The following is a 15,530-nucleotide window of genomic DNA, read 5'->3' on the forward strand; positions in this document are numbered from 1 at the left end:
CGCGCCACGCCTACTTTCAGGACACCTTATTCTCAATCCGCAGCTTGTCTGCGACCATCGCTATAAATTCTGAGTTGGTTGGTTTGGACTTGCTGATATTGATAGTGTAACCGAACAGGTGGGAGATGCTGTCGATATTTCCACGGGTCCATGCTACCTCGATGGCATGGCGAATGGCGCGTTCTACGCGAGATGCCGTCGTTTTGAACTTTTCGGCAATTGCGGGATATAGGGTTTTGGTGATGGCTCCCAATATTTCGATATTATTGTACACCATCGTAATGGCTTCGCGTAGATATTGATAGCCCTTGATGTGAGCTGGTACGCCAATCTCATGGATGATAGCCGTGATGCTGGCATCCAGGTTTTTCGTCTTACCCATAGGCACAACGTTGGACCGCATGGATGAAACGGTTACCGGGCTATTGCTGACTAATTGCGGTCCTACCAATTGGCGTATACGGTTAGCAAGCACTTCCATGTCAAACGGCTTCAAAATATAATAAGATGCCCCGAGTTGAACGGCCCTCTGTGTAATATTTTCTTGACCGAATGCAGTCAGCATAATGATTTTCGGTTGTGGAGTCAGGTTCATTTCTCTTAAACGCTCCAATACACCGAGACCATCCAGATGAGGCATAATAATATCTAAAATAAGTACATCAGGTATGTTGCGGGATTCTGCGATGCGTTGGAGTACTTCTTCACCGTTGAAGGCGATTCCTGTAACTTCCATATCCTCCTGATCGGAAATATATTCAGCAAGCAAATTCGTAAATTCCCGGTTGTCATCAGCCAACAATACCTCAATTTTTTGCAATGTACTTCCTCCTTATTGAGTGTTATTCCATTGGGACATCTGTTTGCATTAAATAAATATTTCTTGTCGGAGTATATGATTTCGACATCGAATTATGAATTCCTTCTGTCGAAAATTATTTTTATTTATTTTTTTTATTAATTCAATTATAATTGAATTTTTATCTTGCAATTCTGAGTTATTCCCCTGCTTTTCGACAAAAAAATCTTAAGGCCACTAGCTCGCCTTAAGATTAGAGGATGACTTCAAGCTCAATTTATTATGCATGATTCCTGCATCACGCAACATCCATTCGATAAAACATCCGTAACCTGATTTAGGATCATTAACGAATACATGTGTTACAGCTCCGATCAGCTTACCATTTTGGATAATCGGACTCCCACTCATTCCTTGCACGATTCCGCCGGTCTTATCTAATAGCTTAGGATCTACAACCCGAATCACAAGCCCTTTGGTTGCCGGTTTATCCTGCTGAGAAATGTGTACAATTTCTGCCTGAAAACGCTGAATTTGTTGACCTTCCAATACAGTCAATATTTCTGCCGGTCCTTCTTTTACTTCATTCGCAAGTCCCACCGGAATGGGCGCCGAATACAATCCATTCTGCGGCTCATCTGACATTTTCCCAAATATTCCGAAGCTCGTATTGCGTTCAATATTTCCTAAGATCCGATGATCTTTGAGAAAATGAGCACGTTTTTCTCCGGGTTCCCCACTCTGGCTCTTCGCAATTGACGTCACATTGGATTGCACAATCTCTCCACTACCCACAACAATGGGAGTTTGAGTATTCATATCGGTAATTACATGACCCAAAGCCCCGTAAACCCCCTGGTCCGGTGCATAAAACGTTAATGTACCTACGCCTGCAGCCGAGTCTCTAATATACAACCCAAGCCGCCACGCTTTATCATCTTGATCATATGCTGGGGTTAACTTGGTGGAAATCGTCTGCTCACCTCGACAAAGCGTGATGTCCAGCGGCTTTTTGTTTTTACCTGCCTCGTCCACGGCTTCAGCTACCCTGGCGAGACTATTGAGGGGTTTGCCGTTCATGTGTGTAATCCGGTCCCCTAGGCGAATACCAGCTGTCTCACCAGGTGACACCTTACGATCATTGCTTTCCTGAATGATATGGTGACCTACGACAAGCACTCCTGAAGATTTTACTTTGACCCCGATCGTCTGCCCCCCTGGGTATACTTTCAAATCGGGAACCACGCTTTCTTGGGTTGTTTGCATGCTTTTAGTGCCGAACAAATCCAAAGAAGCTTGTAGAGGCAGCGCTGCTTGCACATGCTGAGCGTTACCGAGAGAACACATAAGAAAAACAAGCAAAAGACCGAGCAATTTGATCCTGGAGTAAAAATTCAATGGCTGTCACGCTCCCTTTGCTTCTTTCGCTTGACGAGTAAAGGTGGTCGCCAATTGCGTACCTATAAGGTAACCTTGCCCCCAGGCTTTTATAACTGTTAATCATTACGCCAGCCGCTCTTTTCAGGCTTTCTTTCCTTCCGCCAAATTCAGCATTTCCTGTGCGTGATGCAATGTTTTTTCGGTAATTTCTACCCCACCCAGCATCCGTGCCAATTCCTTAACACGACCTTCCTCCGTTAGTCCCTCAATTTGAGTCATGGTCCGTCCGTCATGAACATTTTTCTCAATCAGGTACTGATGATCGGCCATACATGCCACCTGCGGCAAATGAGTAATGGAAAACACCTGACAAACGGAAGACAAACGATAAAGCTTCTCGGCTATGGACTGAGCTGCACGACCACTTACCCCGGTATCCACCTCGTCAAAAATGAGCACCGGAATTTGATCATGACGCGCAAAAATACTTTTCATCGCCAACATGATACGTGATAACTCACCACCGGAAGCGATTTTACCGAGTGGGCGAAGTGGCTCACCTGGATTGGGCGAAATCAGAAATTCCGCATTATCTATCCCTTGCTTGGTAGGTCGTACCTTTAGACCTTTATATTCATATCCACGTGGATCTTCAATTGGATCAATACGCACCTTGAGTGACGTTCTTTCCATTTGAAGATCTTTTAATTCCTGCTCTACTTGCTCTGCAAGCTCTTCAGCACAAATTTCACGTGCCTCTGTAAGCTCTTCAGCAATCTCCAGCAAATTCGAAAGCAACTCATCCCGCTTTGCAATGAGCTGCTCCAGCCGCTCATCTTTATTTTCCAACAGATCGGTTTCCTGCTCAATACGGCTATAGTATTCCAAAATCTGCTCTATACTATCACCATATTTTCGCTGTAACCCGGTAATTTGATTCAAACGTTGCTCCACCTCATGCAGCTTGCCCGGATTAAATTCAATATCCTCACGATAAGAGCGTAATTGAAACGCTGCATCCTCCAACTGATAGAAAGCAGATTGAATCTGCTCCGCAATGGGCTGAAGGCTTTTACTGTCGTAGCTCTGAACATCATTTAATCTGGACAACACGTTATTGACCGTATCCAGACCACCTCTGCCACTTAACAGCTCGTATGCTCCTGATACTCCATCCATCATTTTCTCACTATGGGATAGCTTGACCCGTTCCTCTGCCAATAATTCATCTTCACCCAATTTTAACTCCGCCGCAGCGATCTCTTCCAATTGGAAGCGATACATGTCCAATAGCTGATAAGCCTTTTGACTGGAGCTTTGCAATTCTCTTACTTCTTTTTCCGCTTTGACAAAAGCATTGTAGCGCTCCCGGTAAAGCGCTTTGACTGGACCAATGACCGAGTCACCGAACGTATCCAGCAGCGCAAGATGGCGATCCGCACGCAGCAAGCTTTGATGCTCATGCTGCCCGTGGATATTAACGAGTTGCTCACCTACCTCACGCAGCATCGTTAAATTAACCATCTGACCGTTAATTCGAGATGAGCTTTTCCCCTGAACTGTAAGTTCTCGACGAATCAGCAAATGCTCTTCTGGATTAGCCTTAATCCCTTGTTCCTCCAACGTATTCCAAACGGGATGTTTGACCGGCAATTCAAACAAGGCTTCCATTTCAGCTTTATCACAACCGTAACGCACTAGGTCAGCAGATCCCCTGCCGCCCGCAATCAGCCCAAGTGCGTCGATAATAATGGATTTACCAGCACCAGTTTCTCCGCTCAATACATGAAATCCTTTATAAAAATGAACATCGACAGCTTCTACGACTGCCAAATTCCGTATAGACAAAGTGACCAGCATCGTTCTTTCACCTCTATGATGTACAAATTAAAACGCCTAATATGCGTACTTTATAATTAGGAAATGTAGCCCATAAGACGATTCACGATAGTTTCACTATTTTCTTCCGATCGGCAGATAATCAAAATGGTGTCATCCCCGCTGATCGTACCCATGACCTCAGACCATTCAATATTATCTAATAAAGCAGCAATCGAGTTAGCTGTTCCTGGCAGGCACTTCATCACAATCAGATTGGTTGTGTAGTCAATATGCAAAAAGTTGTCAACCAATGTACGTTTCAGTTTCTGCGTCGGATTGTAGCGCTGGTCTGAAGGCATCGAATATTTATATCTGCCGTCGTCCATTGGAACCTTTATGAGCAGCAGTTCTTTGATATCCCGGGATACAGTTGCCTGCGTGACCTGGAAACCAGCCTCACGCAATGCTTCAACTAAATCATCCTGCGTTTCAATCTCATGTTGTGAAATAATTTCCCTGATTTTAATATGTCGTTGACCCTTCATATAATCCTCCTATGGATTAACCTTCATATTCCTCTTCTTCGAGGTCTTCCACTAATGTAATAAGGCGAATACTTTTCTCGTCCGTATCAACGTACAATACCCCCGCACAGCCCGGATAGAGCAGCAAATAAGGCATAAGCCTGTCCCGTAAATCAGGACCGTTCCACTCCATCGGTTTCTTGCGGCGTGACGTTTTGACCATATATGTCGAACCGTTACGTACAGCTACGTAATCAATAAACAAACGGCTATACACGGTATGTCCATTCACTTTAAAAGCAAGCGGTATTTTCATTTTCCCGCCCACCACTTCATACCCTGCTTCTTCTAGTTGGTCCACAGCAGGTCCTTCGTTCAATTCCTCGTTAATTGGTATCGTTTTTAGCACAAGCGGTCCCGGCTCTTTTAACCAGGCACGCAGGCTATATAAAGCCCATATCCCTAATATCACCCCGATCACAGTGATGATAACCGTATCGTATCGCGTGTCCATGAACCGATCACCTCATGGACATATTCTAGGACAAGATATAAAATCCCTTTTCCTCATACAGGTACGCTGTACCTGCGACCGGATATTCAATTGGGTTCATCACATCTGTGTGAATGAAAATACATATCTGCAATTATACATCTCATTATAGGCGAACGTGAGTTCTACAATCAATCCCTCACACCAAAAAGAGGTTCTCTTAAGTTCACAGAACTCATGGAGAACCCCTGAATGTCACTTACGCGATGGGCCATTATTAAAAGTCTGACCTGCTTCCTGAACAGTTTGTTCAATCAGTGGACTGAAATCCATTTTCTCCAGCTGCGATTCTGCCGCCGGAAGCCCATTCAAACGCCAATGCGCTAAAAATTCAATATTTCCTTCGCCACCTGTTATGGGGGAATAGGCCAAGCCTTGCAATGAAAGTCCCAGCTCATGTGCAAACATCAAGATGGTCTGCAGCACTTCTTTATGCGTAGCAGGATCTCGAACCACGCCAGATTTCCCAACCTTTTCGCGTCCAGCTTCGAATTGAGGCTTAATTAGAGCTACAATATCAGCAGGTTGATGCAGCAGTGCAAGCAACGGTGGCAAAATAATTCGTAACGAAATAAAAGAAACATCAATACTTGCGAAATTAGGCACAGGACCGCCCAAATCTGCAGGTGTCATATATCTGAAATTTGTTTTCTCCATAACGCATACACGTTCATCATTACGAAGTGACCAATCCAGCTGATTATACCCCACATCAATGGCATACACGTACTCAACTCCATGCTGAAGCGCACAATCCGTAAAGCCTCCGGTTGACGAACCGATATCCAGCATCGTCCTGTCCTTCATGTCCAGCTCGAATTGACGGATGGCCTTTTCGAGCTTCAACCCTCCACGGCTTACATACGGATGCACCGACCCTTTAACTTTAAGCTCGCTGGAACGTGGTACTTTCATTCCTGCTTTCTCGATCCGTTCGCTGTCCGCCAACACTAGACCTGCCATGATTGCGGCTTTAGCTTTTTCACGGCTTTCAAAAAAACCTTGTTCTACAAGCAATACATCAATGCGTTCCTTCGGAACAGACATGTTAATCTCCCTTTAGGCAGCCAGGCTGCTCTTGTCATACTTTTTATAATATCATGTTGTTTACTTTAAGTTACCCTATACAGATTGCCCCATGCCATATGCTGGCTCAGCAGACCACTTACGCAGCTTTAAGCACACAGCTTCAACGGTAAGTCCCACTTCAGCGCGCTGCTCTTTGATGGAGCCGTGCTCCACAAACAGATCGGGAATCCCCATTAAGCGCACCTGTGCATCTTGTATTTCTTCTTTAGCGTAAAATTCCAGTACAGCGCTACCCAAACTTCCCGCTTCAGAAGCTTCTTCCAATACGATCAGCTTCGTATGCTGGCGGGCCAGTTCACGCAACATCTCCTCATCCAAAGGCTTGAGGAAGCGTGCATTCACAACGCCCACTTGCATACCCTCACGTTTCATCGCCTCCGCAGCCTCTGTCGCCACTTGGAGCATTGGTCCTGAAGCGATTACAGCGAAGCCCTCACCTTTACGCAGAAACTCCCAACTGCCGATGGGAATAGCCCGCAATTCATTATCCAATGGCACACCAACCACGTTAACACGTGGGTAACGATAAGCAATTGGACCGTCTTCGTAGTCAAGTGCTGTTTTCATCATATGGCGCAGCTCATTTTCATCCTTTGGCATCATAAGCACCAGATTCGGGATATGACGCAGAAATGCTATATCAAACACGCCATGATGAGTTTCACCATCAGCACCAACAAAACCAGCACGATCAATCGCGAACATCACGTTGGCATTATGACGACAAATATCGTGCACAATTTGGTCATATGCACGCTGCATAAAAGTGGAATACACCGCAAATACCGGCTTCATCCCTTCCATTGCTAACGCTGCACACATGGTTGCAGCATGCTGCTCAGCGATACCGACGTCAATCATACGTGTAGGAAACTCTTTACTAAACGGTACTAGCCCTGATCCACCAGGCATTGCAGGGGTGACCGCAATGATCCGCTCATCCTGTTCAGCCAGCTCAATCAGCGTTCTACCGAAAATTTCTGTATACATCGGATTGCCCACGGCTTTGAGTACCTGACCTGATTCAATTTTGTATGGACTGATGCCGTGCCACTTGTGCGAATCGGCCTCCGCAGGTTTATAGCCTTTACCCTTGGTGGTTACGACATGCACTAATACGGGGCCAGTAACGTTATCAGCCTGCTGAAAAGTCTCAATTAGCTTGGACAAATCATGTCCATCGACCGGACCAAGATACGTAAATCCCAGCTCCTCAAACAGCACACCTGGCACCATCATATATTTAAGACTGTCCTTGACACGGCCAGCCGATTTGGCAAGTTTACCGCCTATAGCGGGTATTTTTTTCAGCAAAACTTCCAGCTCATCCTTTGCCCGCAAATAGTGACGGTCCGAGCGAATTTTGCTCAAATAATTATGCATGGCCCCTACATTCGGGGCGATGGACATTTCATTATCATTCAGAATGACCATTAAATTTTTACGTTCATGACCAATATGGTTTAATGCTTCGAAGGCCATGCCCCCAGTCAATGCTCCGTCCCCGATCATTGCAATAACTTTATTGTCCTCGCCCTTTAAATCTCGTGCCAAGGCCATCCCCATTGCAGCCGAAAGGGAAGTGCTGCTATGTCCAGCTTCCCAAACATCATGCTCGCTCTCGCTTCTTTTTACAAAACCACAAAGTCCATCACGCTGACGAAGTGTATCAAAACGATCCATTCGCCCTGTCAATATTTTGTGCACGTAGGCTTGGTGCCCAACGTCATAAATCATCTTGTCCTTTGGACTGTTATAGCAATAATGCAGGGCGATCGTGAGCTCAACCACTCCCAGATTCGATGCCAGATGCCCCCCAGTCACGGACAGCTTCTCAATCAAAAAGCTCCTGATTTCCTCGGCTAGAGAAGCCAACTCCTCAACCGACAGTGATTTCAGATCGCCTGGTTGCTTTATGTGTGGAAGCAGCACGCATATCTCCCCGCTTTCCTTCAAGTTTGTGTGTAAAGTTAACAAGTATTATATCACACTTTTGGACTGTGCTTAAACGCAGACAAGTCAAACCAGTTCTAACGCTACTAATGATCACGCTTCATCAGGTAATCCGCTATCTCCAGCAAACGCGAAGAATCGGGAATACCACCTTCTGCAATCACTTTTTTGGCAGACACTGTGAGTTCCTCCACTTGTCGCAGAGATGCGTCCATACCGATGAAATACGGATAGGTAACCTTCTCTTGTTCAACATCACTCTGCGTTTTTTTTCCCATTTTGCTTTCATCGCCTACGAGATCCAATATATCGTCCTGAATTTGAAAGGCCAGGCCCAGATCTCGTCCAAAACAGCGAAGCGCCTCTAGTTGACTCTTGTCTGCCCCAGCAATCCGTCCACCTGCCAAGAGTGAGAAAATGATCAAATCAGCCGTTTTATGAAGGTGGATATATTCCAGTTCCTTGATCCCCGTCATTCCCTGCTCGCCTGACATATCTGCGACCTGTCCACCTACCATACCTCTGGCGCCGCTCATTTCGGATAAATCCTCAACTATGGACAATAGCGCATCGGAAGAAACACCGTGAAGACGACCTGCCTGCACGATGCAATAAAACGCATGGGTCAGCAAAGCATCGCCCGCAAGAACAGCAACCGCCTCGCCGTATACCTTATGATTCGTCAGCTTTCCTCGCCGATAATCATCATCATCCATCGCCGGCAAATCGTCGTGAATGAGGGAATACGTATGTACCATTTCTACCGCACATGCTACTGGCAACGCCGCTTCCCTGCTTCCACCAAATGCTTCCGCAGCGGCGATCACAAGCAGAGGCCGCAGCCGTTTTCCGCCTGCGGTCAGTGAATAGTTCATAGATTCTCGAAGGACATCTGGAATGTCCCAATGCGCCGGAAACTGCTCGGTCAATGCAGACGAAACTGCATCTGCCGTCACAGCCAAATATTCCTTGAACGACAGTCTATTCAAGCCCTTCACCGCCGTTTTCATCCAATCCGCCACCGAAAGGCTTCTTGCGCAAATCTCCATCCTCTTCCACAATCATTTCAATTTTACGTTCGACCTGTTCCAGCATCTGGCTGCAAAGCTGAGACAGCTTCATCCCCCGCTGGAACAAATCAATGGCTTGCTCCAGAGGAACGTCTCCATGCTCCAGTTGTCCGACAATTTCTTCAAGAGCGGCCATGGCCGCTTCAAAATTCAATTCCGCTTCATTCGCCACCGTGCTTCGCGTCCTCCTTCATTCCCCATACTTGACAGTCTAACTGCCCGTCACTCACTTTTATCTTGATGGAATCTCCCGGTTGTACATCTTTGAGCGACTTGATCAGCCGTTTCTCCTGCTCATCGTATACCAAGCTGTAGCCTCGGGCCATGACTTTGAGCGGACTCAGCGCATCCAGCTGACGAATTCCGGTATGCAGCTGCTGCCGTCCCGCTTTTGTGATCGCACGCATCGCAGACTCCAGCTGACGTTGTGCCATATCCGTCTGCTTGCGCGCCGAACGAATTTGTTCGCGCGGATTAAACCGCTCTAGTACCTGACGCATACGAGCATTTTTCTCTGCGTTTAAGCGTGAACGGTTAGCTGCTGCGCGGATCAGACGCTGATGCAGCATATCCATCCGCTCTGCATGCTGGAGCATGTAGCGGCGTGGATGCAGCAGCACTGGCGAACGCCGAAGCCTCAGCAAGCGTTCACGACTGGCTTCCAGCCGCTGCCTAAGGGCGTTGCGCAACCGTTGCTCCCGCTGGAGCAGCTGATCCCGAAGCTCTCCCTGGTGAGGCACAGCCAGCTCAGCTGCTGCGGTCGGCGTCGCTGCGCGTAAGTCAGCCACAAAATCGGCAATGGTAAAATCCGTTTCGTGTCCAACAGCCGAAATGACAGGAATGACCGATGCGTAAATGGCACGCGCAACCGCTTCCTCATTAAATGCCCACAGTTCTTCTAAGGAGCCACCGCCCCGTCCGACGATCATGACCTGAACCTCCTGCATACGATTCATGGATTCAATTGCCTTAACGATCGAGGGGGCAGCACCCTTTCCTTGCACAAGAACAGGATACAACACGATTCCAGCCTGCGGGTATCGGCGTTGAAGTGTGGTGATAATATCACGCACAGCCGCTCCGGTCGGTGACGTAATTACACCGATGGTTGCCGGGTGAGTGGGCAGATTCCGTTTGCGAGCGGTATCAAACAGCCCTTCTGCATCAAGCTTTTGTTTGAGTTGTTCATAAGCCAAATAAAGGCTGCCTATACCGTCAGGTTGCATTTGCGTCGCATAAAATTGATATTGACCATCCCGTTCATACACGGATACGTTTCCCCGGGCGATAACACGCGTACCTTCTTTCGGTACGAAAGGGAGCCGTCTATTATGGGTCGCAAACATAATCGAACGTATTCGGCTCCCCTCATCCTTGAGCGTAAAGTACATGTGACCACTCGAATGATGCGTAAAGTTAGAAATTTCCCCGCGTATCCATACATCAGACAGCACCTGATCGGATTCCAGTTTCATCCGGATATAACGATTCAGGTCCTTTATAGAATAAATACGTTGTTGTTCAGCCACAGGCAGCTGCCTTTATGCCAAACCGTACGACCGCTTGGCCGCTACGAGCGTATTTTGCATCAGCATTGTAATCGTCATTGGGCCTACTCCGCCGGGAACAGGCGTAATCGGACCGGATACTTGCTTTACGCTCTCAAAATCAACGTCACCCGCCAACTTTCCGTTCTCCAGACGATTCATTCCCACATCGATAACTACTGCGCCTGGTTTTACGAACGAAGCATCAATAAAATTGGCTTTGCCGATGGCAACGACCAAAATATCCGCTTGTCTGCTGAGCTCGGCCATATTCGCTGTACGAGAGTGACACATCGTAACCGTAGCATTTTCACGCTGCAGCAATAAAGAGACTGGCTTGCCCACGATATTACTGCGACCAATAACAACTGCATGTTTACCGGCTATCTCTACTCCAGCACGCTTGATTAACTCAATGACTCCAGCGGGAGTACAAGGCAGTAGGCTATCATCGCCGATGACCAGGTTTCCTACGTTTACCGGATGAAATCCGTCAACATCTTTCTCCACTGCAATCGCGTCAATGACAGATTTTTCCTGAATATGCTTTGGCAATGGCAGTTGCACCAATATCCCATGGATATTACTTTGATGATTCAGCTTATCCACCAGTTTAAGTAATGCTTCTTGCGAAGTATCTGCCGCCAGTCGATGAACCTCAGAGTAATAGCCGAGATCATGACACGCCTTCTCCTTATTTTTAACATACACCTGAGAAGCAGGATCTTCGCCTACCAGTACAACAGCCAGTCCGGGTTGAAAGCTGTGTTCTTTCAAACGAATGACCTCTTGCTGAATGCTTGCCCGGATATCCTGAGAGATTTGTTTACCATCAATGATCGGTGCTGACATGTTTAACCACTCCCCAACCTGATTCAGTAGTCTCTAATTAAAAACGTGCTTTCAATTGCTCCAGCTCTTGTATAACTCGTCCCAGCACACCATTAACAAATTTACCCGATTCCTCGGTACCAAAGTGCTTCGACAATTCAATGGCTTCATTGACTGCTACCTTGGCTGGAACATCCTCGCGGAAAATCATTTCATATACCGCAAGCCTCAAAATTTGACGATCCACACGTGAAAGTCGGCTGATCTGCCAGCCTTTCAGGTAATCCGCCAACAGCCCGTCAATAGCTTCCTTGTGCTCCCACGTGCCACGCACATGCTCCAAAACATATGCTCTTAACACTTCCGCGTTTTTAATCACAACTTCGGCTTCGTTTTCCTCAGCCGCTTCCTGAAGCAGCATGTCTACAGCTGCCGCCGCATCCACTTCATTCATTTCCATATGGTACATACTCTGTACCGCTAATTCCCTCGCCAGACGTCTTTTCATGCCCTGCCTCCTACGCTTGCCTATATCTATTTTTCATTCTAACCAATTTCCACAAAAAAACCTGTGAACGCATCCTCCAAAACCGTTGGGCGCAAATAAGCTACAGCTGTATTTTGGAGAACACGTATCACAGGGTTCATTTAAAAGGACGCCAACGTTGCGATAACCATTCGCTCCATTCTTTCCAAGGGAGGAATGAACCAAGCGCTGAATCGCTACGTCTTCCTAGCGTATATCCGATGAACACCATCAATGCAAAGAACAACATATTCCAAAAGCCTGCCCACAAATAAATAAAACCGAAAAAAATACCGGCCGTGATCCCCATGATCCGGCCCTTGTAACTTCCCCATATTTCTTTCCAGGGCATCAGGGAAAATCACCTCTATTCCACACGACTCTTAAAGCTTGGTGACTGAGAAACATTAGCGATGTACACCGACACATTGGATACTGGAATTCCTGTAATTTCTTCCACATGGTCGTGTACCCCCTTTTGTACCTCGGAGGTTAACACCGGAATGGAGCTTTCCCCGTCAACAATCGCCCGAATCGTAATATCAAGTCCCGATTCCAACACACGAACGCGTGCTTTCAGATCCTGCATCCCGCGAAATCGGGAAGCCGCTTTGAGGCACAGGTTTTCGATGGTATCCACCGAAATCTGAATGTCACCATATTCGGTTCGCTGATCAATAGAATGCTGTACGGTTTGGTTCCGTCGAATAGAGATATAAAAAAACCGAAGACTCAATAACAACAGAACTCCTGCAATAATCAAGCTGGTAAACCACACCACTCGCTCATCCTCAATGCTTAAAACATACGGAATGGCCCCGCTCAGGAGGAGGATGGCGAGAATGGAAATAATTCCGATACTTAAGCTGTACAAAAACAGCAGAAGTCTGTCCATAACTTTAGCCACGAAACGCACAGCCTCCTTAAATTAGAGTAAACCCTCGACCCATAAGGGTCGGGGGTTTGTACAAAGTATCGCTCTATTTAACCCGTCCGGCGCCCAGCACTTCCGGCTCTTCTACTTTTTCAGCATTTTTGAATTGAACATCATGAATTTGCACGTTCACTTCTACCACGTTAAGACCTGTCATGTTTTCAATGGAACGCTTAACATTATGCTGAATAGCAGCAGCCACCTCAGGCAGACGGTTACCATACTCAATAATGACGGAGACGTCTACAGCAGCTTCACGCTGTCCGACTTCCACTTTTACACCTTTAGATAAATTTTTGCGGCCTAGCAGTTCGGCAAATCCGCCAGCAAATCCGCCACTCATTCCCGCTACACCTGGTACTTCAACGGTAGCCAGTCCGGCAATGACTTCAATAACTTCCGGGGCAATTTGAATTTCCCCAATTTCTGTACGTTCGAATTCGGTTGGCACTGTGCTCATACCTTCAACACCTTTCGGTCAAAATAAGTTTCATTCCAGCTTTGGATATCAAAGCAGACATGCTCACTTATTATCCATACTATATCATTTGGCGTTCATTATGACAAACTGAGGAAATATACCGATTAAACTTCGTTTTCCTCCAAAAATTTAATATCAAAATCGCCTTCAATAAAGGTCGGATGCTCTAGCAAGCGCTGGTGAAAAGAAATCGTTGTGGGTATGCCCTCAATAGCAAACTCAGCTAAAGCACGCTTCATTTTGGCAATCGCCTCCTGCCGTGTAGGCGCCCATACAATCAGCTTGGCGATCATTGAGTCATAATAAGGCGGAATGCTATAGCCTGGATAAGCAGCGCTGTCTACCCGTACTCCAGGACCGCCTGGAGGCAGATAAAATCCGATTTTACCCGGTGCAGGCATAAAATTACGATCCGGGTCCTCAGCGTTAATGCGGCATTCGATTGCCCAGCCATTAATCGTGACTTCTTCCTGAGTAAAGGAAAGCGGATGCCCTTCAGCGACCGAAATCATTTCTTTAATCAGGTCTACACCGGTAATCATTTCTGTTACTGGATGTTCTACCTGAATACGTGTGTTCATTTCCATGAAATAGAATTTATTGTCCGGGCCAAGCAAAAATTCAAGCGTACCTGCGCCAGAGTATTGAACGGCCAAAGCTGCACGAACAGCTGCCTGTCCCATTTCTTCACGAACATCCTGCGAAAGTACTGGACATGGTGCTTCCTCCAACAACTTCTGACGACGACGCTGTACAGAGCAGTCCCGTTCGCCCAAATAGGCAACATTACCATGCTTGTCCGCGATGATCTGTATTTCCACGTGTTTCATACCGGTCAAATATTTTTCCAGATACACACCCGCATTGCCAAAGGCCTTTTGCGCTTCCTGCTGAGCAGTAGTGATTTGTTGAATAAGGTTATCCTCATCTTCGGCGATACGAATACCTTTACCACCACCACCTGCTGTGGCCTTGATAATGACCGGATATCCGATATCACGTGCGATGCTGATCGCATCCTGCACATCCTCAACCAGTCCGTCTGAACCTGGAATAACCGGAACCCCGGCATCCTTCATGGTCTGCTTGGCTACAGCCTTGTCTCCCATTTTGTTAATTGCTTCAGGAGAAGGTCCGATAAACGTAATATTGCATGATTCGCAAATTTCAGCGAAGTCTGCATTTTCCGCCAAAAATCCGTAACCTGGATGAATGGCATCACATTCAGTTAATGTAGCAACACTCATCAGGTTCGTAAAATTAAGGTAGCTGTCCTTAGACAACGTCGGTCCGATACAGTAAGCCTCATCTGCGAGACGCACATGTAGCGAATCCTTGTCAGCTTCCGAATAAACGGCAACTGTCGAGATATTCATTTCGCGGCAAGCGCGAATGATACGAACTGCAATTTCTCCACGGTTCGCGATCAATACTTTTTGAAATGTCATGACTTTATCCTCCCTGGGAGCAGTCTTGCCGAACCCTCAAAAAAGGGGACAAACAAGCTTTTTACTCCGGTTTCACAAGGAACAATGGCTGGCCATACTCAACCAACTGTCCGTTTTCGGCCAAAATTTCTACAATTTCGCCCTTTACTTCAGCTTCCAACTCGTTCATCAACTTCATCGCTTCAATAATACATACCGTTGTTTTATCGCCTACTTTACTGCCGATACTCACATACGGGGCCGTATCCGGGGATGAAGAACTATAGAAAGTGCCCACCATCGGAGATACGATTTTATGTAGATTGCTTGCATATTCCTTCGGTTCCCCAGCAGTTGCATGTCCAACATCGGACTGTGCTTGTGGATTCGGAATTGCAGCTTGTGGCGCCACTGTATAAGCAGGTGCTGTTACAGGAGCCTGTACCGTAACGATCTCGCTTTTGCCCGGTTTACGGATCATGAGGCGAGTTCCTTCATTTTCAATTTCAAGCTCATGCACAGACGTTTCATCCACCAGCTTGATCAATTCCTTAATCTCGCTTAATTTAAACATCTCTATTAATCACTCCTTCAG

Annotated in this window: 17 protein-coding genes; all 17 read right to left on the minus strand. The window is 46.7% G+C overall.

Features of this window, described 5'->3' with window-relative positions:
• Positions 1-16: 16 nt before the first annotated feature.
• Positions 17-820: a sporulation transcription factor Spo0A gene (spo0A, locus tag ACU1JV_RS02405; RefSeq protein ID WP_013371763.1), complete on the minus strand. Its 804-nt coding sequence runs from the start codon at positions 818-820 to the stop codon at positions 17-19.
• 216 nt (positions 821-1,036) lie between these two features.
• Entirely contained in the window at positions 1,037-2,197 is a 1,161-nt protein-coding gene (spoIVB, locus tag ACU1JV_RS02410) for a SpoIVB peptidase (protein ID WP_137078798.1), read from the minus strand.
• A gap of 123 nt (positions 2,198-2,320) precedes the next feature.
• Positions 2,321-4,039, minus strand: a complete 1,719-nt coding sequence (gene recN / locus ACU1JV_RS02415; protein WP_025675616.1) for a DNA repair protein RecN — start codon at positions 4,037-4,039, stop codon at positions 2,321-2,323.
• Positions 4,040-4,095: 56 nt separating this feature from the next.
• Positions 4,096-4,545, minus strand: coding sequence for a transcriptional regulator AhrC/ArgR (gene ahrC / locus ACU1JV_RS02420; protein WP_013371768.1), 450 nt, complete (start codon positions 4,543-4,545; stop codon positions 4,096-4,098).
• Positions 4,546-4,561: 16 nt separating this feature from the next.
• Entirely contained in the window at positions 4,562-5,038 is a 477-nt protein-coding gene (locus tag ACU1JV_RS02425) for a hypothetical protein (protein WP_058711534.1), read from the minus strand.
• Between the two features lie 234 nt (positions 5,039-5,272).
• Positions 5,273-6,124: a TlyA family RNA methyltransferase gene (locus ACU1JV_RS02430; protein WP_413986578.1), complete on the minus strand. Its 852-nt coding sequence runs from the start codon at positions 6,122-6,124 to the stop codon at positions 5,273-5,275.
• A 75-nt stretch (positions 6,125-6,199) separates the two neighbouring features.
• Positions 6,200-8,098, minus strand: a complete 1,899-nt coding sequence (dxs, locus tag ACU1JV_RS02435) for a 1-deoxy-D-xylulose-5-phosphate synthase (RefSeq protein WP_413986579.1) — start codon at positions 8,096-8,098, stop codon at positions 6,200-6,202.
• Positions 8,099-8,205: 107 nt separating this feature from the next.
• Entirely contained in the window at positions 8,206-9,129 is a 924-nt protein-coding gene (locus tag ACU1JV_RS02440) for a polyprenyl synthetase family protein (RefSeq protein WP_052452900.1), read from the minus strand.
• Positions 9,101-9,361 carry an exodeoxyribonuclease VII small subunit gene (gene xseB / locus ACU1JV_RS02445; RefSeq protein ID WP_413986580.1) on the minus strand — a complete coding sequence of 87 codons (261 nt, stop codon included), beginning with the start codon at positions 9,359-9,361 and terminating at the stop codon, positions 9,101-9,103. Before xseB ends, ACU1JV_RS02440 begins: the two co-directional genes overlap by 29 nt.
• Entirely contained in the window at positions 9,351-10,664 is a 1,314-nt protein-coding gene (gene xseA / locus ACU1JV_RS02450; protein WP_434954102.1) for an exodeoxyribonuclease VII large subunit, read from the minus strand. The genes xseB and xseA overlap by 11 nt, the downstream gene beginning before the upstream one ends.
• Positions 10,665-10,730: 66 nt before the next feature.
• Entirely contained in the window at positions 10,731-11,588 is an 858-nt protein-coding gene (gene folD / locus ACU1JV_RS02455) for a bifunctional methylenetetrahydrofolate dehydrogenase/methenyltetrahydrofolate cyclohydrolase FolD (protein ID WP_413986581.1), read from the minus strand.
• 37 nt (positions 11,589-11,625) lie between these two features.
• Entirely contained in the window at positions 11,626-12,075 is a 450-nt protein-coding gene (gene nusB, locus ACU1JV_RS02460) for a transcription antitermination factor NusB (RefSeq protein WP_013371776.1), read from the minus strand.
• 136 nt (positions 12,076-12,211) lie between these two features.
• Positions 12,212-12,445, minus strand: a complete 234-nt coding sequence (locus tag ACU1JV_RS02465; protein ID WP_013371777.1) for a DUF2273 domain-containing protein — start codon at positions 12,443-12,445, stop codon at positions 12,212-12,214.
• A gap of 15 nt (positions 12,446-12,460) precedes the next feature.
• A complete protein-coding gene (amaP, locus tag ACU1JV_RS02470) occupies positions 12,461-13,000 on the minus strand; it encodes an alkaline shock response membrane anchor protein AmaP (protein WP_040103448.1) in 540 nt (179 codons plus the stop codon).
• A gap of 73 nt (positions 13,001-13,073) precedes the next feature.
• The gene (locus ACU1JV_RS02475; protein WP_013310820.1) at positions 13,074-13,487 is read right to left on the minus strand and encodes an Asp23/Gls24 family envelope stress response protein; all 414 of its coding nucleotides are present in this window, start codon (positions 13,485-13,487) and stop codon (positions 13,074-13,076) included.
• A 125-nt stretch (positions 13,488-13,612) separates the two neighbouring features.
• Positions 13,613-14,956, minus strand: coding sequence for an acetyl-CoA carboxylase biotin carboxylase subunit (gene accC / locus ACU1JV_RS02480; protein ID WP_013371779.1), 1,344 nt, complete (start codon positions 14,954-14,956; stop codon positions 13,613-13,615).
• A gap of 61 nt (positions 14,957-15,017) precedes the next feature.
• Positions 15,018-15,509, minus strand: coding sequence for an acetyl-CoA carboxylase biotin carboxyl carrier protein (gene accB / locus ACU1JV_RS02485; RefSeq protein WP_013371780.1), 492 nt, complete (start codon positions 15,507-15,509; stop codon positions 15,018-15,020).
• Positions 15,510-15,530 lie beyond the last annotated feature (21 nt).

The organism is Paenibacillus sp. T2-29, assembly GCF_052921365.1.